The organism is Micromonospora sp. CPM1, from assembly GCF_023896895.1.
GTDB classification, from domain to species: Bacteria; Actinomycetota; Actinomycetes; order Mycobacteriales; family Micromonosporaceae; genus Micromonospora; species Micromonospora tulbaghiae.
In genome coordinates this window covers 318,951-339,608 of record NZ_JAMHIU010000004.1, presented here as the reverse complement: position 1 = coordinate 339,608, position 20,658 = coordinate 318,951, and the positions used below count along the sequence as shown (strand labels likewise).

Sequence of the window (20,658 nt, the reverse complement as noted above, 5' to 3'; positions counted from 1 at the left end):
GGCGGGGGCGGGGTCAGGGGCGGTGGTGCATGGCCAGGCGGAGCAGGAGGAAGCGCAGGGCCGTGGCGGCCAGGTTGGCGGCCACCAGGACGGTCAGCTCCCGTCCGCGACTCGGGGGCGTGGTGGCGTGCAGCACGGCCAGGGAGCCGCTGGTCAGGGCCAGGCCGAGCGCGAACGCCAGCAGCCCCTGGAGGTGGTGGCGGCCGGCGTGCCGGCGTCCGGTCACCCCGAACGTGAGCCGCCGGTTGGCCGCCGTGTTGGCCACCGCGGTGAGCAGCAGCGCCAGCAGGTTCGCCGGTTGCGCACCGAGCGGGCCGCGGGCCAGCAGGAACAACAGCAGGTACGCGAGCGTGCTCGCCACGCCCACCGCGGCGAACCGGGCGAGCTGCCGGGGCAACCCGGCCGGCACCTGCGCCGGGGGTGCCGGCAACGGCCCACGGCCGAGCTGGGCGCGCAACCGCGCCAGCGGCAGCGCCCCGGTCACCAGCGCCCGGCCCAGCCGGCCGATGCCGCGCAGGTCGGCCAGCGCGGTGGCGACGATGTCGACGCGGCTGTCCGGGTCGTCCACCCAGTCCACCGGCACCTCGTGGATGCGCAGCCCGGCCCGCTGCGCCAGGACCAGCAGCTCCGTGTCGAAGAACCAGCCGGTGTCGCGTACCAGCGGCAGCAACTCGGCCGCCACGTCGGCGCGGATCGCCTTGAACCCGCACTGGGCGTCGGAGAAACGCGCCGCGAGCGCGCCGCGCAGCAGCAGGTTGTAGCCCCGCGAGATGACCTCCCGCTTGGCGCCCCGGACCACCCGGCTGGTCCGCGCCAGCCGGGTGCCGATGGCCAGGTCCGAGTGCCCGGAGATGAGCGGCGCGACCAGCGGCAGCAGCGCGGCCAGGTCGGTGGACAGATCCACGTCCATGTACGCGAGCACCGGCGCCGGCGAGGCCGACCACGCGGCGCGCAGCGCCCGCCCGCGTCCCTTCTCGTCCAGGCGCAGCACCCCCACCCCGGGCAGCTCGTCGGCGAGCGCCCGCGCCACCGCCGGCGTGCCGTCCACGCTGGCGTTGTCGGCCACCGTGATCCGGAACGGGTACGGGAAGTGCGCGGTCAGGTGCGCGTGCAGCCGCCGGACGCAGGGGCCCAGATCGGCCTCCTCGTTGTACACCGGAACCACCACGTCGAGCACCGCGCTGCCGGCGGCGGGCCGGGCCTGCACGGCGGCCCGGGGAGCGTACGTGCCGGTCATGGCTCAGCCCTGCTTTCCGCTGCTCAGGTCGTACACGGTCACGCCGTCGAGGGTGGTCGCGGTGAAGTTCTCGGCGACCCAGGCGGCGATCTCGGCCGAGGCGTTGCTGCCGCCGTTGGCCCGGAACCCGCCGCCGCCGAGGAAGTAGTGGATCCGCCCGTCGGCGACGTACCGCTGGAACTGCGCGAGCGTCGGCGACGGGTCGCTGCCGTTGAAGCCGCCGATCGGCATGACCGGACGGCCGGTGGCCAGCTGGTAGCCGGAGGCGTTGTTCGAACCGACAGTGGCGGCGACCCAGGTGTAGTCGTCGGCGTCGGCGGTGAGCAGCCCGGTCATCTCGGCGCTCGGCTCGCGGGCGTCGAGCAGCCCGCCCATGCCCCCGCCGCGCTGCCCCCGCCCTTCCTGCCTGGTCCCGCCGTCCTGGCCGGTGCCGCCGGGAGCGCCCGGAGCCGAACCACCACCAGGGAATCCGGGGAACCCACCGGCGTTCGCCCCGCCGTCCTGGCCGGTGCCGCCCGGGCCGTAGCCGTCGGAACCCGTGCCGTCCGAGCCGGTGCCGTTCGGACCGCCCGGGAAGCCCGGGAACTGCCCGTTCCCACCGCCCGGACCACCGGGGAACTGTCCGTTCCCGCCGCCCGGCATCCGCCCGCCCGGTCCGCCGGGGCCGCCGAAGCCGCCCGCTCCGGCCGGCCCGGCGCTCGGGATCGAGCCGCTGTGCGGGGTGGCTGCGGTCTGCATCGCGTACGCGGCCGGCCCGGCCAGCGCCACCGCGATGCCGGCGACGGACACCACCGGCACGACCCACCGCGCAACCCGCCCGGCGAACCCGGCCCGGCTCCGCGCCGTCGCCCCCGCCTCGGAGTTGACCAAGGAGTTCGCGTCACCCGGAACGCCACTTCCGGACACAAACTCCTTGATCACCGGGGCGGTGGCCAGGAGGGCGGCTGTGGTCAGACCCAGGGCCAGCACCGTGGTGCGCAGCCAGGGGTGCCAGTCGGGTGTGCGGCCGAGCAGGTGCCAGGACCACCAGGCGGTGACCGCCAGCGTGCCGGCCAGCACCAGCGTGGCCGCTGACCGACGCCACCGGACCGGCGCGGAGCGGGCCCGCCACAACAGGGTGGTCCCGATGCCGACCAGCGCGCCGACCGCCGGGGCCAGGGCGACCGTGTAGTACGCGTGGAAGATCCCGGACATGAAACTGAAGATCAGGCCGGTGACCAGCAGCCAGCCGCCCCACAGCAGCAGACCGGCCCGAGTACGGTCGGTACGCGGCGCCCGTCCGGCCAGCCACAGGCCGGCGACCAGCAGGATCAGCGCGGCCGGCAACAGCCAGGAGATCTGCCCGCCGACCTCGGTGTCGAACATCCGCAGCAGGCCGGTCCGGCCGGAGAACGGCCCGCCGCCTCCCCCGCCGGGCCGGCCGCCACCGCCGCCGACGCTGCCCACCTCGTCGCCGGTGATGCGGCCCAGGCCGTTGTAGCCGAGCGTCAGCTCCAGGATGCTGTTGTTCTGCGAGCCGCCGACGTACGGGCGGGCGCTCGCCGGCACCAGCTCGACGATCGCCACCCACCAGCCGGCCGAGACGACCACGGCGAGCCCGGCCAGCAGGAGCCGGCGGATCCGCCGTCCGAGGCCGGTCGGGGCGGCCAGCAGGTAGACCCCGGCGAAGACCGGGATCACCAGGAACGCCTGGAGCATCTTGGTGAGGAAGCCGAAGCCGACGAGCACGCCGGTCAGCGCGATCCACCGGGTGCTCGCCGTCTCGACCGCGCGCACCGTGGCGTACGCGGCGGCGACGAGCAGCAACACCAGCAGCGCGTCCGGGTTGTTGAACCGGAACATCAGCGTCGCCACCGGGGTGAGCGCGAGCACCGCGCCGGCGAGCAGGCCGGCGGCCGGGCCGTACCAGCGGCGGACCGTCGCGTACAGCACGCCGACCGAGGCGACGCCGAGCAGCGCCTGCGGCACGAGGATCGACCAGCCGTTCAGGCCGAAAATCCGCACGGAGAGCGCCATCAGCCACAGCGATGCCGGGGTCTTGTCCACGGTGATCGAGTTGGCCGCGTCGGACGAGCCGTAGAAGAACGCCGTCCAGCTCTGCGACCCGGCCTGCACGGCGGCCGAGTAGAACGCGTTGGCCCAGCCGGAGGCGCCCAGACCCCACAGGTAGAGCAGCGCGGTCACGACCAGCAGGCCGACCAGGGCCGGCCGGGCCCAGCGCGGGTCGCGGTCGGTGCGGGTCTGCGGGGGTACGGGCGCGGGGGCCGGCTCGGTGCCGGGTGGCGCGGCCGTGGGCACGGTCGGCAGGCTGTCGGTTCGGTTCATGCCGGCAAGCCTCGGCGGGTCCGCTGGCCCGCTCCCGTGAGCGGCCTATGCGTCGGCTGTGGATCCCGGCAGCCAGACCGTGAACGCGGTGTGGCCGGGCCGGCTGACCACGTCGACCCGCCCGTGGTGGGCCTCCACCACGGCGGCGACGATGGCCAGGCCCAGGCCGGTGCTGCCCTGCGCGCGGGAGCGGGAGCTGTCGCCGCGCGCGAACCGCTCGAAGACCTCCGGCCGCAACTGCTCCGGGATGCCCGGCCCGTCGTCGGTGACGCGCAGCTCGACGCCGCCGGGCGCGGGCGCGAGCCGGACGGTGACGGTGGTGCCGGCCGGGGTGTGCACGCGCGCGTTCGCGAGCAGGTTCGCCAGCACCTGGTGCAGCCGGTGGGCGTCGCCGGTGACGGTGAGCGGTTCGTCGGGCAGGTCGAGTTGCCAGCGGTGGCCGGGCCCGGCGACGTGCGCGTCGCTGACCGCGTTGACGGCCATGGCGGTCAGGTCGACCGGCTCGGCGGCCAGCGGGCGGCCGGAGTCCAGCCGGGCCAGCAGCAGCAGGTCGTCGACGAGGCTCGTCATCCGGGTGCTCTCCGACTCGACCCGGCGCAGCGCGTGCGCCACGTCGGGCGGCACCTCCTGGCGCCCCCGGCGGGCCACCTCGGCGTACCCGCGGATGGCAGCCAGGGGTGTACGCAGCTCGTGGCTGGCGTCGGCGACGAACTGGCGTACCCGCGTCTCGCTGGCCTGCCGGGCGGCGAGCGCGGCGGCGACGTGGCCGAGCATCCGGTTGAGCGCGCCGCCGACCTGCCCGACCTCGGTGCGGGGATCGGTGTCGGCGGCCGGGACCCGCACGGACAGGGCGACCTCGCCGCGGTCCAGCGGCAGTTCGGTGACCCGGGCGGCGGTGGCGGCGACGCGGTTGAGCGGGCGCAGCGTGACGCGGACGACGAGCGTGCCGAGGGCACCGGCGATGACCAGGCCGGCGCCGATCACCCCGGCCTGCGCGACGAGCATCCACATGACCGTGTCGTCCACCTGGGCCAGCGGGATCGCGAGGACCAGGATGTCCCCGTCGCCGCGCGGCGACCGCATCGCGATCGCCCGGTACTCGCCCCGGTCACCGACGACGACGGTGCGCGGGCGTTCGCCGGCGGGTACGCGGGCCAACGCGGCCAGGTCGGCGCCGGGCACCGCCTCGCTGTCGCCGTCGCCGGACCGGACCCGGCCGGCGGGTTCTCCGGTGACGGACACCCGGACCGCGATCGAGCCCGGCGGGAACCCGCCCGGAGGAGCCGGCGCCACCTCGTCGGTGTCCGGCGGGGTGGGCCGCTGGTCCGGGCGCGGTGGGTCCATGCCGCGGCGGGCCCAGCGTTCGAGGTCGTCGGGCCGCCGGTCGCCGAAGCTGAGCTGGTTGTCGATCTGGTCGATCAGGAAGTGCCGCAGCGCCACTGTGGTCAGGCCGCCGATGCCGAGGCTGACCAGCGCGAGCAGCGCCACCACGGAGACCACCAGCCGGCGGCGCAGCGACCAGCCGGCGAGGCGGCGGCGCAGCCGGCCGCGCCTGTCACTCGGCGGGCTTGAGGACATAACCCGCCCCGCGCAGGGTGTGGATCATGGGTGCCCGGCCCGCGTCGATCTTCTTGCGCAGGTACGAGATGTACAGCTCGACCACGTTGGCCTGGCCGCCGAAGTCGTAGTTCCACACCCGGTCGAGGATCTGCGCCTTGCTGAGCACCCGGCGCGGGTTGCGCATGAGGTAGCGCAGCAGCTCGAACTCGGTGGCGGTGAGGGTGATCAGGTCGTCGCCGCGGCGTACCTCGTGGCTGTCCTCGTCGAGGGTGAGGTCGCCGACGGTGAGCACCGCCTCCTGGCGGGCGGCGACCGCGAAGCCGGAGCGGCGCAGCAGCGCGCGCAGCCGGGCGATCACCTCCTCCAGGCTGAACGGCTTGGTCACGTAGTCGTCGCCGCCGACGGTGAGCCCGGCGACGCGTTCCTCCACCGCGTCGCGGGCGGTGAGGAACAGGACCGGCACGCTCGGCGACTGCTCGCGCAGGCGGCGCAGCACCTGGAAGCCGTCCAGGTCGGGCAGCATCACGTCGAGCACCACGGCGTCCGGGCGGAACTGGCGGGCGGTGGTGACCGCCGCCATGCCGCTGCCGGCGGTGGCGACCTGCCAGCCCTCGTACCGCAGGGCCATCGAGAGCAGGTCGGTGAGCGTCGGCTCGTCGTCGACGACGAGCACCCGCACCGGTTCGCCGTCCGGTCGGCGCAGCTCGATGCGACCCTGCGCGGACTGCGCGTTCATGACCATGCCCCCATCGTGGGCGGACCCGCTGTCGCCGGGCTGTCCCGATCCTGTGTACCAGCTGTGCGCGCCGTTCGGCGGCGATCCGGGCAGGTGCGGCCGGGTCTTCCGCACCGGGGCTACCCGGTGGTAACTTCCCGGCATGTCCATCGATGGTCGTGTTTCCGGCCGGTTGGCCGGCAAGGTGGTGCTGGTGACCGGCGCGGCCCGGGGCATCGGCGAGCACACCGCCCGCCTCGCCGCGGCCCGCGGCGCCCGGTTGTCCCTCGTCGGGCTGGAACCCGACCGGCTCGCCGCGCTCGCCGCCGAGCTGGGCCCGGGGCACGCCTGGTTCGCCGCCGACGTCACCGACCAGAACGCCCTCGCGTCGGCGGTGGACGGGACACTGGCGACGCTGGGCGGGATCGACGCGGTGGTGGCGAACGCCGGGGTGGCCAACCGCGGCACGATCGCCGTCGGCGACGTCGAGGCGCTGGTGCGTACCGTCGAGGTCAACCTGATCGGGGTGATGCGCACCGCGGCGGCGACCGTGCCCGCGCTCGTCGACCGGGGTGGCTACCTGCTGATCGTCTCCTCGGCCGCGGCGTTCGCCGCGCTGCCCGGCATGGCCGCCTACTGCGCCTCCAAGGCCGGCGTCGAGCAGTTCGGCAACGCGGTCCGGCTGGAGCTGGCCCACCGGGGCGTGGCGGTGGGCACCGCCCATCCGTCGTGGGTGGACACGGATCTGGTCCGCGAGGCGCGCGCCGACCTGCCGGCCTTCGAGACCGCGCTGGGGAAGCTGCCCTGGCCGCTGCGGCGCACCACCACGGTGACCGAGTGCGCCGAGGCGTTCGTCCGGGCGATCGAGCGCCGCAGCCGCCGGGTGTACGTGCCACGCGCCGTGGCCGGCGTCCAGGCGGTGCGGTCGGCGCTGGTCAGCCCGCTGGCCGACCGGCTGGTGGGCCGCACCGCCCGGGCCACCGTGCCGCTGATCGAGGAGCAGTCCCGGGCGCTGGGCCGGGGCTTCGGCGCCAGCACGCCGCAGGGGCGGCCGTGAGCGCGCCGGTGGAGGTCGTCTACGAGCGGCGGGGCGCCGGGCCCACGCTGGTGCTGCTGCACGGCATCGGTCACCACTGGGCCGCCTGGCGGCCGGTGATGGACCGCCTCGCCGAGGCGCACGACGTGATCGCCGTCGACCTGCCGGGCTTCGGCCGCTCCCCGGTGCCCGCCGCCGGGCTGCCCGCCGACATGCCCGGGCTGGCCGCGGCCATGGTCGAGCTGTTCGGCGCGTTCGGACTGGACCGCCCGCACGTCGCGGGCAACAGCCTCGGCGGCGCGATCGCGCTGGAACTGGCCGCGCTCGGCGCCGTCTCCTCGGCCACCGCGCTGTCGCCGGCCGGGTTCTGCACCGCGCGCGAGCTGCGCTGGGCGCTGACCGTGCTCTCCCTGCACCGCAACGCGGCCCGGCTGCCCGAACCGGTGCTGCGCCGCCTGTTCGCCGCACCCGCGCTGCGGATGCTGGCGATGGGCATGATCCTGGCCCGGCCCAACCGGATGGCCCTCGACGACGCGCTCGCCGACGCCCGCGCGCTGCGCCAGGCCCGGGCGTTCCGCGCCGTCGCCCGCGCCGGGCGGGGGTACGCCTACGCGGGCGCGCCGACGGTGCCGGTCACCGTCGCGTGGGGTACGCGGGACCGGATCCTGCCGTACCGGCAGGCGGCGCTGGCACGTACCCGGCTGCCCGGCGCCCGGCACCTGGACCTGCCCGGCTGCGGGCACGTGCCGATGCACGACGACCCCGAGCTGGTCGCCTCGGTCATCCTCGGCACCACCGGCGTCCGGCCGGCCTGACGCCTCGCCTGCGGCCGCTGCGGAGTCTCACTCGGTCGCGCCGAACGGGAACGTGTGCACGTACCGCATCGTCCAGCCACCGGGTGACGCGTGGTCGTCGCGCTCGTAGAGGTGGTCGGCCACCCCCTCGGCCGGCTCCTCCGGATGACGCAGCACCCACCGGGGCGGCGGCACGCCGTCCGGCCCGGCGGGCAGCTCCCGGGTCAGCTCGTCGGCCGGTCCGCCGACGAACCGTACGCGCACCACGGCCACCGATGCCCTCCGTCCGTCGACGCCCTCGCCGCGAAGCTACCCCGCCGCGGTGCGTACCCTCTGCGGTTTGCACAGCTCCGGGGCCGGGTAGCGGGACCGGAGGGCACCGGACGAGGCGAGGAGTGGGCGATGAGGACGCTGGGCGGGCGGTACGAGCTCGAACAGCGGGCCGGCCTGGGTGGCATGTCGGAGGTGTGGCGCGCGCACGACCGCGTGCTGGACCGGACCGTCGCGGTGAAGCTCATCTCGCCCGCGCTGGACGGCGACGCCGGCTCGGTCGAACGCATCCGGGACGAGGCGCGTTCGGCGGCTCGGCTGGTGCACCCGAACGTGGCGAGCGTGCACGACTTCGGCACCGCGACGCTGCCGGACGGGCGGCCGGTGCCGTACATCGTGATGGAGCTGGCCGAGGGCGAGACGCTCGCCGCGCACCTGCGCAGCGGGCCGCTGGACTGGCGGATCGCGGTGCGGGTCTGCGCCGAGGTGTGCGCCGCGCTCGCCGCCGCGCACGCGCACGGCATCGTGCACCGGGACGTGAAGCCCGCGAACGTGATCCTCACCCCGTGCGGGGTGAAGGTGCTCGACTTCGGCATCGCCACCCCGGCCGGCGCACCGGACCGCACTCCGGACGGCGTCGTGGTGGGCACCCCGGCGTACCTGGCGCCGGAACAGCTCGACCGGCAGCCCGCCACCCCGGCCGCCGACATGTACGCCCTCGGCGTGCTGCTGTACTACTGCCTCACCGGCGAGCTGCCGTACGAGGCGGGCAGCACCACCCAGCTGCTCGGGTCGCGCCGCCGCCGGCCGCCCCGCCCGCTGCCCGAGGTTCCCGGCCTGCCGGGCGAGGTGGCCGAGCTGTGCCGCAGCTGCCTCGACGCCGACCCGTCCGCCCGGCCGACCAGCCCGATGGCCGCGTTGCTGCTGGCCGAGGCCGTGGACGCCCGGGTCTACGTGCCGATGACCGCGGTGCTGCCCCGGCAGCGCGCGCCGCAGGTGTCGCCGTGGACCAGCCGGGCCGCCGCCGAGGCCACCGAGGCGATGGCGGTGGACGCCGCGCCGAGCGGCCGGGTCGGCTGAGCGCTCCTACTGCCTGCCCGGGCGCGGTTTCGCCGCTCGGGGTCCGGGAACGCGGTCCGGTGAGTGACGGGAGGAACGCGATGCCGGATCCGAGTTCCTGGCTGGCCGAGACGGCCACGGCGACCGCGGCGGGCGGTCACGTACGCACCGACGACGGCGGGCTCTCCTCCGCCCTGGCGTCCCCGCTGGCGCCGCACTGCACCGGCCTGACGCCGGAGCAGCTCCTGGCCGCGGCGTTCGCCTCCTGCCTGCACCACGCGGCGGTGGAGGCGGCCGGGGAGATCACCGACGAGGCGCACACCGTGCAGGTGACCGCCGAGGCGAAGCTGGGCCGCGACGACGACGGCCGCTACCGGGCCGACGTGCACGCCGAGATCTCCTCGGCGGGACTGACCCGGGACCAGCTGGCCGACCTGGTCGCGTACGCCGACCGGCTCTGGCCGTTCTCCAGCGGCGACCCGAGCCGGCACCGGCTCACGGTGACCCCGGCGGAGAACGGCCGGCACTGAGCGTTCACCAGCGGAAGCCGGCGGTCACCGCCCGGTGGTCACTGTCCGGGGTGCGCAGCACCCCGGCGGTGGTCGGCGTCAGTCCCCGGTAGAGGACGTGGTCGGGGCGGGTGACCGGCAGCTCCGCCGGCCAGGTGAACCCGAATCCCTGCCCGGCCTCGGCCTGGGCGTCGCCGAGCAGCCGGGTCAGCGGGTCGAAGACCCGGTCGGTGGTGGCGGTGTTCAGGTCGCCGAGCACCACCAGCCGGTCGGCCGGGTCGGCGCGCACGGCGTCGGCGAGCGCGGCGACGGTCTGGTCCCGGGTGGCGGTGTGCCCGGCCCGCGCGGAGCCGAGGTGGACCACGTACACGGTCAGGTCGCCCCGGGGCGCGGCGACCACGGCCCGCAGCGCGCGGTCCCAGCCCAGCCCGGTGTCGACGCCGTGCGCCTCGCGGATCGGCCACCGGCTCCACAGCGCGACAGTCGACACCACCGCCCGGTGCGGGTAGCGCTCGGCCAGCACGGGTGCCACCCGGTCGCCGTCGGCGACCTCCTGGAGCCCGATCAGGTCCGGGGCGTCGCCGGTGAGCGCGCCGACGGTGGCGGCCGGGTCGGGGTTGCCCACGCGCAGGTTCTGGCTGACCACGCGCACCGCGGCGCCGTCCGCGCCGGCGGCCGGGGGCAGCCACGCGCGGCCGTAGAGCCCGGCCCAGACCAGGGCCGGCAGCAGCACCGCCAGCAACGCCGGCCGGGAGCGGCGCAGCAGCGCCGCGAGCGCGAGCAGCGGTACGGCGATCCCGAGCAGCGGGGTGACGCTGTCCACCAGGCTGCCCAGGCCGTTGACGTTCGGCACCGCCCGGTGCCCGGCCAGCAGCAGTGCGAGCAGCACGGCGCAGACGACGAGGATCGTGCCGCGCCGGCTGCGGGGGCCGGGCGGGCGCTCGTCGACCATCCGCTCCGTCACCGTCGGAATCGTATCGAGCGCCGCGGTCGTCGCGCGGCGACCTCGCCATGATCCACAGCCTCGGCGCCGGAGCCGCCGGATCGCGATCGGTCGATCCGACCGTCGGCGGACCCGCCGCCGCGCGAGGGCCGCCCGACCAGGGCACCCTCGGCCGAACGGAGGAGCCGGGCGTCCGCCGCAGCCGGCTCTACCGGACGTCCGTTTCACCCCGTCGAAACCGACATAGGCATTGTTCCGGGTACGCGAGGTTGGCGGCTTTGATGATCAGCCACCCCTAATGCCGCCCGCGAATCCGGCAGATTGTGGCGCATGCCACCAATCACCCCGATGGCAAAGGGCCCGAAGCTTTCTAGCCTCGGCGGGTGCATCCCGACCACCCCGATCATCAGCCGCTGCCCGCCAACCGCCCGGTTCGCCGAACGATTGACCCGGCATCAGCCGAACGGAGAGTGGGACGTCACCGCGCCCCGGAACCGCCACGTCGCGGACCGGCCCGGTCCGTACCCGGCCGGATCGCGGTGGCCACCGGCGTCACCTGCTGCCTCGGCCTGATCGGCGTAGCCGGCGTCGGCGAGACCGGCCCGGCGCACCTGGAGGTACGCGAGGCGGTCGCCGACCGGGCCGCCGCCGACCAGCGCGCCTCCCGCGACTTCACCCGGATCGCGCCACCGGCCGCCGCGGCCCTGCCGCCGCCGGCTCCCACACCCAGCGCCACCCCGGCGACGAAGAAGCCGCCGCGCAAGCCCGCACCGCCCAAGCGCCCCCGGCCGGTCGCCGGCCTGGACCAGCGGCAGATGGACAACGCCAAGGCCATCGTCGACGTGGGCCGGGAGATGAGGATGCCCCGCCGGGCTCTCGTCGTCGCAGTGGCCACCGCCATGCAGGAGAGCAACCTCTACAACCTGGCCAGCGACGTGCTGCCGGAGTCCTTCGACCACCCGCACCAGGGCAGCGGCACCGACCACGACTCGGTCGGGCTGTTCCAGCAGCGCCCCAGCAGCGGCTGGGGCACTGTCGCCCAGCTCATGCGGCCGGCGTACGCGGCCCGCGCCTTCTACGCCGCGCTGCGCGAGGTGCCGGGCTGGGAGGACATGAGCGTCACCGCCGCCGCCCAGGCGGTACAGGTGTCCGCCTACCCCGACGCGTACGCCCGGCACGAGAAGCGCGCCACGACCGTGGTGGCGGCGCTGGTCTGACCCGGCGCGAATCAGGCGGCGCTGCGCCCGGCACCACCGGGCCGTACGCTCGCCGCGGCGGTGGGCGTGTCCACCGCGACCCGCTCACCCCGTGCCCCGGCCAGGATCTCGTCGACCCGCGACTCCCGGCGCCGGCGCGCCAGCAGGGCCGCCTCGAACTCGCGGCGCGCCCGCACCGCCTCGGCGTACGCCTCCTCCCGCAACCGGCGGGCCTCCTCGCGCGCGGCCTCCAGCTCGGCGCGTGCCTGCGCCAGCAGCTCCGCGGCCTCCCGTTCGGCCGCCGACGGGCGGGACGGGCCCCCCTCGACCGGGGCGGTACGGCGATGCAGGAAGTCGCACAGGTGCAGGGCGTCCGAGCGGATCTGGTCCCACTCCCGGCCGGCCCCCGCGGCGCCCTCCGCACGCGCCGCCAGCCGCCCCAGCCGCAGGCTCAGCTCGTCCAGGCAGGCGTCGACCTGACGTCTGTCGTAGCCGGTCTCCACCACCGAGAACCTCATGCGTCGCCCCCCAGGCAGCCGGTGTGCGTCCCCACCTGCCGATCCTGCGGTCCGGGCGCTCCCGGGCGCGGCCGTTCCCACAAAATGTTCAGGATGCGGTGGCCCGGACTTCCCGCCCCTACTGGTGCTTCGGGAGCACGACCACCCGTCCGAAGAACTCGTCGATCCGGCGCACCACGTCGTTGAAGTCGTCCAGGTCGATCGGCTTCGTCACGTACGCGTTGGCCTGCAGGGTGTAGCTGCTGACCACGTCGGTGTCGGCGTTGGAGGTGGTCAGCACGACGATCGGGATGGTCCGCAGGCTCTCGTCACCCTTGACCTCGCCGAGCACCTGCCGCCCGTCCATCCGGGGCATGTTCAGGTCGAGCAGGATCACGTCCGGGCGCTGCGCCTCGGTGTGCCGGCCCTCGCGGCGGAGGAACTCCATCGCCTCCTGGCCGTCGGCCACCACGTCGATGACCTTGTCGACGTCCGAGTCGGCGAGCGCCTCCTCGATCATCAGGACGTCACCCGGGTCGTCGTCCACCACCAGGATGCGTACGGGGCTGGGACTGGTCTGACCCATCGGTTTACCTGCTTCGTGGTGAGGAGGGCGTCCGGCCGCACGGCCGGCTGCTGGCGGGGAAATGTACCGGATCAGGAGGCGGCCGGCGCGGCCGGGTCGGCGGTGTCGCGGCCGTGGTGGAGCACCTCGGCCAGCCCTGTCACCTGGAGCACCCGGTCCACCCGGCCGGTCGCCCCGGTGAGCCGCAGCCAGCCGCCGTCGGCGGCGGCGAGATTGTCGCCGCGGACGAAGGCCGCGATGCCGGTGGAGTCGCAGAACGTCAGTTCGGTGAGATCGAGCAGCAGCTCGCGGTGCCCCTCGGCGACCAGCCGGTCGATCGTCGAGTTCAACTCTCCGGCCGTGGCGAGGTCGAGCTCGCCGGCCAGCCGGAGGCAGACGCCGCCCCCGTCCCGCTGGGCGTACGTGACGGTGAACGTCACAGTGGCCCCCCTCGTTCCCACCACGGAAAAACCCTTGCAGTGGTGCAAGTATATGGGACGGCCGCCCCGGCGCCCGTCAGCGGCCCGCCGCCGACAGCCCGCCCACCAGTGCGCGGCCCCGGCCGAGGAAGGCGGCCGCGCGCGGGAAGTCGCGCAGCTGCTGTCCATAGTGCCCCAGCGTCAGCCCCACCGCGCCCGCCGGCACCCCGCGGCTGACCAGGATCTCCACCAGCCACTCGACGAACGCGGTGAACAGCGTCGCGTCGTCCACGTAGAGCGCGGCGGCCAGGAAGTCCACGATGTAACCGAGGTCGCTGATCGTGGAGTCGAGCTGCGCGGGGGTGTAGTCGGCCGTCGACGGCACCCGCTCCCGCAGGTCGGCCAGGGCGCTGTCGATCAGTTCGCCGCGCCGCTTGACCAGGCTGGCGTACTCGTCGTCGGCCAGGTGGTCCAGCCGCTCCGGCGGTGCCTCGCGCAGCGCCCGCTCGTCGGCCACCAGGTCCGCCGCGGCCGGCGCGTCGGGCGCCCACGGCACACCGAGCACGCGGGCCCAGCGGCCGTCGTCGCCGAAGCCCCGGCCGCCGACCACCACCGGCACGTCGGAGCGGCGGCACGCCTCCACCATCCGGTGGGCGTGCGGCAGCCGCATCGGCAGGGCGCAGGCGAGCGCCACCGCCTCGGCGTCGTAGCGGTGCAGGTAGGACACCAGGTGCGCGGCCGGGACGCTGGCGCCGAGGAAGACGACCTGCCAGCCGCGCAGCCGAAGCACCTCGGCCACCAGCCGGGCCGGCAGCGCGTGCCACTCACCGTCCATGCAGGCCATCACGATCCGCCCCCGCGTCGGCCGGGGATCGGCGTACGCGGCCACCGCGGCCACCACCCGCTCGCTGATGTGGGTGGCGGCGTGCTCCTGGGCGACGCTCCACTCGTTGCGGGCCCAGCGTTCGCCCACCTCGGCCTGGGCCGGGGCGACCAGGTCCAGCAGCACCCGCTCGGCCGGCACGCCCGCCTCCAGCAGCCCGCGGGCCACCGCCACGGCGGCGGACTCGTCGGCGTCGGCCAGGCACTCCAGATAGCCGGGGAAGGCGTGGGCCGGGTCGGCCTCGACGGTCGGCACGGTCACGCGGACAACTCCCTCGTTCGTTCGGTCACGTCCGGCACCGCGTGCAGGTGCCGCGGCGCCCGCCCGGCCGGGCCGGTGGCCCGCAGCGCCAGCACCGCGATGTCGTCGTGGTCGCCGTGCGCCAGCCAGTCGCAGGTCACCTGCTCGATCCGCTCGGCGAGCGCCGGCGCGGGCATCCGGTGGCAGCCGGTGATCGCGTTGAGGAGCCGCTCGGCGCCGAACTGCTCGTCACCGCGCCGGCCGCCGCGCGCCTCGGTCACCCCGTCGCTGTAGAACAGGCAGGTCTCCCCCGGCGCCAGCTGCACCGTCACCTCGCCGATGCGGGGATCGGGCACCACGCCGATCAGCATGCCGCGCAGCGGCACCACCTCGACCTCGCCGGACTCCCGCAGCACCAGCGGCGGCAGGTGCCCACCGCCGGCCAGGGTCAGCGTCAGGCCGCCGTCGCGGTCCGGCCGCGCCACGCCGAGCACCATGGTGGCGAACCGGCCCTGCCCGTGCGCCTGCGTGGTCTCCAGCAGCGCGTCGTTCAGCAGCTTCAGCAGCCGCCCCGGCTGACTCTCGACCCGGTGCAGCGCCTGCAGGCACTGACGCAGCTGGCCGGTGAACACGGCCGCCTCCACGCCCTTGCCCGACACGTCACCGAGGAAGAACACCGAGCCGCCGTCGGCGAGCCGGTGCGAGCCGTAGAAGTCACCGCCGATGCGCAGCCCGGCCTGCGCCGGCCGGTACGCGGTGCCCCACTGCACCCCCGCCGCGGGGGCCGGCTCGACCGGCAGCAGGCTCGCCTGCAACGTGTCGGCGACCTCCGCCTGGTCGCGGTAGAGCATGGCGGTGGTCAGCGCCGCGCCGGCCCGGGCCGCGAACGCGCGGACCAGGTCCACGTCGGCCTCGTCGTACCAGCGGTCGGCGCGCCGGACCACCAGCAACGCCCCGGCCGGCGCCTCCCGGCCGGGCAGCGGCACCACCCGGGCGGTGGCTCCGGAGGCGTCCAGCCCGGGCAGCCAGCCCGCCTCGGCGGCCTGCTCGACCAGCCAGTCCAGTTCGTGCGGCTCGGTGCCGTCCAGGCCGGCCTCGATGGCCGCGGGGAGCGCCGGGGCGGGCAGCACCCCGCTGTCCACGACGGGCGACCGGTCGTCCGCGCGTACCGCCCGCCACCAGCGGGCGCGCCCGGAGCGCGGGGCGAGCACGAGGACCGCCACGTCGGCCGCCGTGGGCACCGCCAGGCGCACCACCGCGGCGGCGGCCCGGTCCGGGTGCAACGGGTTGCCCAGCTTCTCGCCGACCACGGCGAGGAACGCCGAACGAGCCCGCTCGGCCAGCAGCGCGTCGGCCCGGCTGACGCTCTCGGTGACGTCGTCGACGTACCAGCAGCGCCGGCGGTGGGACAACGCGACCGGGCGTACGCGCAGCCGCCGCCCGTGGTGGGTGAACTCGGCCGGGCCGTCGCCGCGCAGCGGGGCCGGCCCGGCGGCGGCCAGCAGCTCCCCGGGCGTCGCCTCGGGGATCAGCCGCTCCGCGACCGGGCTCACGTGCCGGACGACACCGTCGGCGTCGCAGACGACCAGGCCCTCGCGGAAGTGCTCGACCACCTCGGACCAGTTCGGGACGGTGCGGTCGCGGTCGGCTGCCAGCGGCGGCAGGGCGGACGGCGCCGGCGCGGCGGCGGACCGCGCCCGAGGCCGTGCGGCACTCGGCGTGGAGATCCGTCCGTCGCCCGGGTCGGCACCCCTGACGTCGGCAGCAGTCACCAGCTGAGCCCCACTCTCCTCGTCGACACCCGGGGGCGCCGGACCGGGCGCCTGTGGTCACGTCTCATCGCCCACCCTACGCCGGTGTGCCGGGAGCGCCACCTCACGGCGCTGCCGGCCCGCTCGCGCGTCCAGCGAGGTGACGCCGCTGTTGTTACGATCCTGTCAACCCGGTCCCGGCCGGCAGCCCCGCGGAAAGGCGTGACGTGGTTCCTCAACGGAGAAGGCCCGAGGCGAGCCCGCTGAGCATCTCCGTGGATCGATCCGACCCGGCCGTCCCGGTGGTCGTCGTCGGCGGCGACCTGGCCTACGCCACCGCCTCCCCGCTGCGCGCCGAGATCGACGGGCTGCTCGCCACGCGTCCGGCGACGCTGGTGTTCGACTTCGGCGACCTGGAGTTCATGGACAGCACCGGCCTGTCCGTGATCGTGCACGCCTGGCGCGAGGGCCAGCAGGCCGGCACCGCCATCGCGCTGCGCGCGGTTCCGCGCTTCCTGGAGACCATCCTCGACCTGACCGGCGTCACCGGTCTGCTCGACCGCGCCCCGGTCGACGACGCCTCCGGCCACCCCGCGCCGGGCTCGGTCGCGTCCGCGTGACCCCGCAGGTTTCCCGGCCGCGCCCGGCTGGGAACATGGACGCGTGTCCTCCCAGATGTTGACCATCGAGGTGGACCGGCTCGGCGCCGGTTCCGCCCGGATGCGGCTGGCCGGGGAGCTGGACTTCGACACCGCGCCGGAACTCGTCGACGCCGTCGCCCACCTGCGCCGCGACGGTCACCAGGAGCTGGAACTCGACTTCGGCGGGGTGCACCTCTGCGACTCCTCCGGCCTGAGCGCTCTCGTGGTGATCCACCGGGCCGGCACCGGGGCGATCCACCTGCTGAACCTGAACCCGCAGATCAAGCACCTGCTGGACCGCACCGGCCTGGCCGAACTGCTGGCCGCCCCGCCGCGCGACCTGACCGGCGACGCCCGCGAGGTGGGCTGACCGACCCCGCGGCGCCCGCCACACGGGCTGAGCGTCCGGCGGACAGGGGTGGCCCCCGACCCTGGGACCAGGGGCCGGGGGCCGGGGGCCGAGGAGGATGGCTCAGGCGGCGGGCGCGGCCTGCCGGTGCGGCACCCCGTCGCGCGACTGCCCCGCGAGCGGAGGCTCGACGTCCTCCGGCGCGCCGGAATCGGGCGTCTGGAACAGATAACGGACGAAATCCCCGCTCATGTCGTCGTCGTCCGCCCCGGGCCACTGCCCGACACAGTCGACGCCGACCACCTCGCGTCCGCTGCCGTCGTGGTGCTCCAGCAGGGCCCAGAGGGTCACCGGGTAGGAGCGGGTGTCGTCCGGGCCGATCCGCCAACGGGCGTACCAGCCGGGACGGGCGGGGACGATCTCCACGATCCGTTTCATGTCGACCTGCCCTTCCGCGTGCGTCGGAAGTTGTCCGGTCCGTCCGAGCCTGCCGCCCGCCCGGGTGAGCGCTCCTCACCCGCAGCGAATGAAGCGTCCGCCGGGCCGTCCGCCGTTACCTTCCCGGCAGCGCCGGGAACGCGGTCGGCGCAAGCGCAACCGACCCAGGAACGAGGTGCGACGATGCGCAAGCAGATGGAGGGCGACAACCAGCGCCGCCGGACCCTGGCCCGCGAGGCCCGCGAGCGAGGGCTGCGGCCGAGCCAGACCGGCGCCAGCCTGAGCGCGTCCAAGCAGGTCACCTCGCTGGACCAGCACGACCGGTCCGGCCCGCCGCCGGCCGGACGGCACAAGCCGGACAGCACCCGGGGTGGTCCCGCGCCGCCGCCGGTCGCCGTCGCGGAGCAGCAGCGCCCGCTGCCCGACCCGACGCCGCCACCCGGGGTCTCGATGGGCTACCGGGATCTCGTCGACGACGTGAGCCGGCGCGCCGGCGTGGACTTCTCCACGGCCAAGGTCGCGGCGGAGGGCACCGTCCTGGCCCTGGCCCAGGCGCTGGACGAGGCGGAACGGGAGCGGCTGCTGGAGGCGGTGCCGCTGACCCTGCACGACGTGGTGCCGGTGTACGGCCTGGAACGCCGCCGCGACCTGCCCGGCTTCCTGGCCGAGGTCGGCCGGTACAGCCGCCTCACCCCGGAGCAGGCGCGCTACCAGGCCGAGGCGACGCTCGCCGCGCTCGCCGCGGCCGACGCGGATCTGGTCGAGTCGCTGCACGTACCCGACGGGTTGCGTGACCTGCTCGGGCCGACCGACTTCGGCGGCGGCCTGGTGGGCGCGTCCTCGGCCACCGCGCCGCTGACCGAGGCGGAGCTGCGCGACGCGCTCGCGACGCTGCCCTACTGGTCCAGCGACCGGCGGTCGCTCGTGCGGACGATCGAGCTGCCCGGCGGCAACCTGGACCGGGTGCTCGACCGGCTGGACAAGCTCAAGTCCGACGTCGGACGGTCGCCGCAGATCGGGCGGCCGGACCCGGACAACGCCGTGCTGACGGTCCGGACCCAGCAGGTCGACGGCGTGACGGCGGCGGACGTCGACCTCGCGCACCGGGTGGACGCGGCAGTCGACGAGGCCGGCGCCGGGATGGCGGCCGGCTGAGCCGGCGGCGGGACGGCTCCGGTCCCCCGCGGGCCGGGGCCACCCGTGGCCGCGCGGTACCGTGTCCCGCCGTGGATCGCGACGACGCCGAGACCCTGGAGATCGTGGTGGACCCGGCCCGCCCGTCCGGGCGCACGCTGCTGGCCGACGGGGTCGAGCAGTCGTACGTGGACGTGGCCGACGCCCGGTACCTGCACTTCGAGTACGTGCGGCGGATCGCCGCCGCGATCGACGTGGCCGCCCCGCGCGGCGCGCCGCTGACCGCGCTGCACCTCGGCGGCGGCGCACTCACGCTGCCGCGCTGGCTCGCGCGCACCCGGCCCGGCTCGGCGCAGCGGGTGGTCGAGCGCGATCCGGCCGTGGTCGAGCTGGTCCGGCGGAAGCTGCCACCGCTGCCGCCGGAGGTGGTGGTGGCGCTCGGCGACGCCCGGGAGGCGCTCGCCGGGGAGCCGTCCGGGGCGTACGACGTGGTGGTGGCCGACGTGTACCGGGCGGCCCGGATGCCGCCGCACGTGGCGGCGCTCGAGTTCGCGGCCCAGGCCGCCCGGGTGCTGCGCCCGGACGGCCTCTATCTGATCAACCTGACCGACCTGCCGCCGCTGGCGCACACCCGGGCGCAGGTGGCCACGCTGCGCGCGGTCTTCGCCGACGTGTGCCTGGTCGCCGACCGGCGGATGCTGCGCGGGCGCCGGTACGGCAACGTGGTGCTGGCCGCCTCGCCCGCCGCCGGGCGGCTGCCGGTGGTCCGGCTCGCCACCCGCGTCGCCGCCGACCCGGTGCCCGGGATCGTGCTGCACGCCGCGACGCTCGACGCGTTCGCCGCCGGCGCCCTCCCGGTCACCGACGCCGACCTGGGCTGAGCGGTTTCCGCACCGGCGTGGCGGGTAGCCGCGCCGGATGAGCGCCGCCTCGGACCGGTCCACCGCGCGCCGGACGCTGATCGTGATCGGTCTGGTCCTCGCCACCGTGGTCGGACTGGCGCTGGTCTGGGCCACCCGGCGGGTGCTGGTGTGGGGGCTGGTGGCGGTGTTCTTCGCGGTCGCCCTCAAACCGCTCGTGGACCGGCTGGAACGTCGGGTACGCCGCCGCGCGCTCGCCACGCTGCTGGTGTTCCTGGCCGCGTTCGCGCTGTTCGCCGCCGTCGGCGCGCTGATCGTGGTGCCGCTGGTGGACGAGGTGGGCCGGTTCGCCGACCGGGCGCCGGAGCTGGTGCGCGAGGCGCAGGCCGGACAGGGACCGCTCGGGCGGCTGCTGGAGCGGTTCCACCTGCTCCGGTACGCCGAACCCGGCCAGCTCCGCCGCTTCGGCGCCCGGCTCGGTGACCCGACGGTCGGGGTGGTCCGCAGCGTCGTCCAGGCGGTCGCCGCCCTGGTCACAGTGGTGGTGCTGGCGTACCTGATGGTCCTGGAGGCGCCGAAGATCGTGGCCGCCACGCTGCGGCTCACCGGCGACGGCCCGGCGGCGCGGCTGCGGCGCATCGGGCGCGACTCGTCCCGGATCGTTACCGGCTACCTGAGCGGCAACCTGCTGATCAGCGTGATCTGCGGTGGTCTGACATTCGTCGTGCTGTTCCTGCTCGGGGTGCCGTTCGCCGCGGTGATCGCGCTGACGGTCGCCGTGTTCGACCTGATCCCGCTCGTCGGCGCCACGCTCGGTGCGATCGCCGCGACCGGCGCGGGGTTCCTGCACTCCCCCACCGCCGGCATCGTGGTGCTGGTCTTCTTCGTGGTCTACCAGCAGGTGGAGAACCATCTGCTGCAACCGGTCATCATGGCCCGCGCGGTCCGGCTGAACCCGTTGACGGTGCTGGTCAGCGTGCTGCTGTCGGTCGAGCTGGCCGGGCTGGTGGGCGCGCTGCTGGCGATCCCGGCGGCCGGCATCGTGCAGGTGCTGCTGCGCGAGTTCGCGCCGGCCGGACGGCAGGCCCTGCCGCAGCCCGCCGACGGCGAACCGGCGGAACCGGCGGGTCCGCCCGACACCGGCCCGGCCGCCAGTGCGATCGCGCCGCATCGGCCGGAGGCCGGCCCGGGAGCGCCGCAACGCCCGCCGGCCGGCGGGTGAGGGCCGGCCGGCGGG

General features: G+C 75.7%; 22 protein-coding genes. 10 read left to right on the top strand and 12 right to left on the bottom strand.

Translation table 11 applies throughout. The features are described from left to right. Positions 1-13: 13 nt before the first annotated feature. Genes M8C11_RS07585 through M8C11_RS07570 form a run of 4 tightly spaced genes read right to left on the bottom strand, consistent with a single transcriptional unit; the run spans position 14 to position 5,864 of the window. The gene (locus tag M8C11_RS07585; RefSeq protein WP_120570156.1) at positions 14-1,237 is read right to left on the bottom strand and encodes a dolichyl-phosphate beta-glucosyltransferase; all 1,224 of its coding nucleotides are present in this window, start codon (positions 1,235-1,237) and stop codon (positions 14-16) included. A 3-nt stretch (positions 1,238-1,240) separates the two neighbouring features. Next, positions 1,241-3,562: a glycosyltransferase family 39 protein gene (locus tag M8C11_RS07580; RefSeq protein ID WP_252449002.1), complete on the bottom strand. Its 2,322-nt coding sequence runs from the start codon at positions 3,560-3,562 to the stop codon at positions 1,241-1,243. 45 nt (positions 3,563-3,607) lie between these two features. Next, positions 3,608-5,140 carry an ATP-binding protein gene (locus M8C11_RS07575; RefSeq protein ID WP_252449001.1) on the bottom strand — a complete coding sequence of 511 codons (1,533 nt, stop codon included), beginning with the start codon at positions 5,138-5,140 and terminating at the stop codon, positions 3,608-3,610. Continuing rightward, entirely contained in the window at positions 5,118-5,864 is a 747-nt protein-coding gene (locus tag M8C11_RS07570) for a response regulator transcription factor (RefSeq protein ID WP_374667421.1), read from the bottom strand. Before M8C11_RS07570 ends, M8C11_RS07575 begins: the two co-directional genes overlap by 23 nt. 136 nt (positions 5,865-6,000) lie before the next feature. On the opposite strand from M8C11_RS07570, the gene M8C11_RS07565 reads away from it, so the two are divergent. Continuing rightward, positions 6,001-6,894: an SDR family oxidoreductase gene (locus tag M8C11_RS07565; RefSeq protein ID WP_252449000.1), complete on the top strand. Its 894-nt coding sequence runs from the start codon at positions 6,001-6,003 to the stop codon at positions 6,892-6,894. Next, positions 6,891-7,688 carry an alpha/beta fold hydrolase gene (locus tag M8C11_RS07560; RefSeq protein ID WP_252448999.1) on the top strand — a complete coding sequence of 266 codons (798 nt, stop codon included), beginning with the start codon at positions 6,891-6,893 and terminating at the stop codon, positions 7,686-7,688. Before M8C11_RS07565 ends, M8C11_RS07560 begins: the two co-directional genes overlap by 4 nt. A gap of 27 nt (positions 7,689-7,715) precedes the next feature. Here M8C11_RS07560 and M8C11_RS07555 read toward each other — a convergent pair whose 3' ends face one another. Further along, the gene (locus tag M8C11_RS07555) at positions 7,716-7,940 is read right to left on the bottom strand and encodes a hypothetical protein (protein ID WP_120570161.1); all 225 of its coding nucleotides are present in this window, start codon (positions 7,938-7,940) and stop codon (positions 7,716-7,718) included. A gap of 129 nt (positions 7,941-8,069) precedes the next feature. On the opposite strand from M8C11_RS07555, the gene M8C11_RS07550 reads away from it, so the two are divergent. Further along, complete coding sequence (locus tag M8C11_RS07550) at positions 8,070-9,017, top strand: serine/threonine-protein kinase (RefSeq protein WP_252448998.1); 948 nt, start codon at positions 8,070-8,072, stop codon at positions 9,015-9,017. Between the two features lie 80 nt (positions 9,018-9,097). Further along, the gene (locus M8C11_RS07545) at positions 9,098-9,526 is read left to right on the top strand and encodes an OsmC family protein (RefSeq protein ID WP_013285994.1); all 429 of its coding nucleotides are present in this window, start codon (positions 9,098-9,100) and stop codon (positions 9,524-9,526) included. Positions 9,527-9,530: 4 nt separating this feature from the next. On the opposite strand, the gene M8C11_RS07540 is transcribed toward M8C11_RS07545, so the two are convergent. Beyond that, complete coding sequence (locus tag M8C11_RS07540) at positions 9,531-10,469, bottom strand: endonuclease/exonuclease/phosphatase family protein (RefSeq protein ID WP_244933360.1); 939 nt, start codon at positions 10,467-10,469, stop codon at positions 9,531-9,533. Between the two features lie 362 nt (positions 10,470-10,831). Here M8C11_RS07540 and M8C11_RS07535 point away from each other — a divergent pair, with 362 nt between their 5' ends. Beyond that, a complete protein-coding gene (locus tag M8C11_RS07535) occupies positions 10,832-11,665 on the top strand; it encodes a hypothetical protein (RefSeq protein ID WP_374667414.1) in 834 nt (277 codons plus the stop codon). Between the two features lie 11 nt (positions 11,666-11,676). Here M8C11_RS07535 and M8C11_RS07530 read toward each other — a convergent pair whose 3' ends face one another. The 5 genes from M8C11_RS07530 to M8C11_RS07510 form a co-directional block, all read right to left on the bottom strand. Then, entirely contained in the window at positions 11,677-12,162 is a 486-nt protein-coding gene (locus M8C11_RS07530) for an ATPase (RefSeq protein ID WP_252448995.1), read from the bottom strand. Positions 12,163-12,280: 118 nt separating this feature from the next. Then, positions 12,281-12,727: a response regulator gene (locus M8C11_RS07525; RefSeq protein ID WP_120570165.1), complete on the bottom strand. Its 447-nt coding sequence runs from the start codon at positions 12,725-12,727 to the stop codon at positions 12,281-12,283. A 71-nt stretch (positions 12,728-12,798) separates the two neighbouring features. Continuing rightward, a complete protein-coding gene (locus tag M8C11_RS07520; protein WP_308212728.1) occupies positions 12,799-13,146 on the bottom strand; it encodes an STAS domain-containing protein in 348 nt (115 codons plus the stop codon). Positions 13,147-13,222: 76 nt separating this feature from the next. Then, a complete protein-coding gene (locus M8C11_RS07515) occupies positions 13,223-14,269 on the bottom strand; it encodes a B12-binding domain-containing protein (RefSeq protein WP_252448991.1) in 1,047 nt (348 codons plus the stop codon). After that, positions 14,266-16,020 carry a PP2C family protein-serine/threonine phosphatase gene (locus M8C11_RS07510; protein WP_252448989.1) on the bottom strand — a complete coding sequence of 585 codons (1,755 nt, stop codon included), beginning with the start codon at positions 16,018-16,020 and terminating at the stop codon, positions 14,266-14,268. Before M8C11_RS07510 ends, M8C11_RS07515 begins: the two co-directional genes overlap by 4 nt. A gap of 254 nt (positions 16,021-16,274) precedes the next feature. Between M8C11_RS07510 and M8C11_RS07505 the strand changes: the two genes are divergently transcribed. Then, positions 16,275-16,619, top strand: coding sequence for an STAS domain-containing protein (locus M8C11_RS07505; protein ID WP_252448987.1), 345 nt, complete (start codon positions 16,275-16,277; stop codon positions 16,617-16,619). A gap of 43 nt (positions 16,620-16,662) precedes the next feature. Further along, positions 16,663-17,010: an STAS domain-containing protein gene (locus M8C11_RS07500; protein WP_252448985.1), complete on the top strand. Its 348-nt coding sequence runs from the start codon at positions 16,663-16,665 to the stop codon at positions 17,008-17,010. A 102-nt stretch (positions 17,011-17,112) separates the two neighbouring features. On the opposite strand, the gene M8C11_RS07495 is transcribed toward M8C11_RS07500, so the two are convergent. Next, positions 17,113-17,427 (bottom strand): hypothetical protein, encoded by a 315-nt coding sequence (locus tag M8C11_RS07495; RefSeq protein ID WP_252448983.1) that lies wholly within the window; start codon positions 17,425-17,427, stop codon positions 17,113-17,115. Between the two features lie 183 nt (positions 17,428-17,610). Between M8C11_RS07495 and M8C11_RS07490 the strand changes: the two genes are divergently transcribed. From M8C11_RS07490 to M8C11_RS07480, 3 genes are all read left to right on the top strand, one after another. Beyond that, positions 17,611-18,582: a DUF2267 domain-containing protein gene (locus M8C11_RS07490; RefSeq protein WP_252448981.1), complete on the top strand. Its 972-nt coding sequence runs from the start codon at positions 17,611-17,613 to the stop codon at positions 18,580-18,582. Positions 18,583-18,653: 71 nt separating this feature from the next. Continuing rightward, positions 18,654-19,442, top strand: a complete 789-nt coding sequence (locus tag M8C11_RS07485; protein WP_252448979.1) for a spermidine synthase — start codon at positions 18,654-18,656, stop codon at positions 19,440-19,442. A 37-nt stretch (positions 19,443-19,479) separates the two neighbouring features. Further along, positions 19,480-20,643, top strand: coding sequence for an AI-2E family transporter (locus M8C11_RS07480; RefSeq protein ID WP_252448977.1), 1,164 nt, complete (start codon positions 19,480-19,482; stop codon positions 20,641-20,643). Positions 20,644-20,658: the final 15 nt, after the last annotated feature.

Coding starts and splice junctions, on each gene's coding strand:
- M8C11_RS07550 (WP_252448998.1), top strand. CDS start 8,070: ATGAGGACGCTGGGCGGGCGGTACGAGCTCGAACAGCGGGCCGGCCTG.
- M8C11_RS07525 (WP_120570165.1), bottom strand. CDS start 12,727: ATGGGTCAGACCAGTCCCAGCCCCGTACGCATCCTGGTGGTGGACGAC.
- M8C11_RS07480 (WP_252448977.1), top strand. CDS start 19,480: ATGAGCGCCGCCTCGGACCGGTCCACCGCGCGCCGGACGCTGATCGTG.
- M8C11_RS07575 (WP_252449001.1), bottom strand. CDS start 5,140: ATGTCCTCAAGCCCGCCGAGTGACAGGCGCGGCCGGCTGCGCCGCCGC.
- M8C11_RS07565 (WP_252449000.1), top strand. CDS start 6,001: ATGTCCATCGATGGTCGTGTTTCCGGCCGGTTGGCCGGCAAGGTGGTG.
- M8C11_RS07585 (WP_120570156.1), bottom strand. CDS start 1,237: ATGACCGGCACGTACGCTCCCCGGGCCGCCGTGCAGGCCCGGCCCGCC.
- M8C11_RS07490 (WP_252448981.1), top strand. CDS start 17,611: ATGCGCAAGCAGATGGAGGGCGACAACCAGCGCCGCCGGACCCTGGCC.
- M8C11_RS07495 (WP_252448983.1), bottom strand. CDS start 17,427: ATGAAACGGATCGTGGAGATCGTCCCCGCCCGTCCCGGCTGGTACGCC.
- M8C11_RS07580 (WP_252449002.1), bottom strand. CDS start 3,562: ATGAACCGAACCGACAGCCTGCCGACCGTGCCCACGGCCGCGCCACCC.
- M8C11_RS07570 (WP_374667421.1), bottom strand. CDS start 5,864: ATGGTCATGAACGCGCAGTCCGCGCAGGGTCGCATCGAGCTGCGCCGA.
- M8C11_RS07530 (WP_252448995.1), bottom strand. CDS start 12,162: ATGAGGTTCTCGGTGGTGGAGACCGGCTACGACAGACGTCAGGTCGAC.
- M8C11_RS07545 (WP_013285994.1), top strand. CDS start 9,098: ATGCCGGATCCGAGTTCCTGGCTGGCCGAGACGGCCACGGCGACCGCG.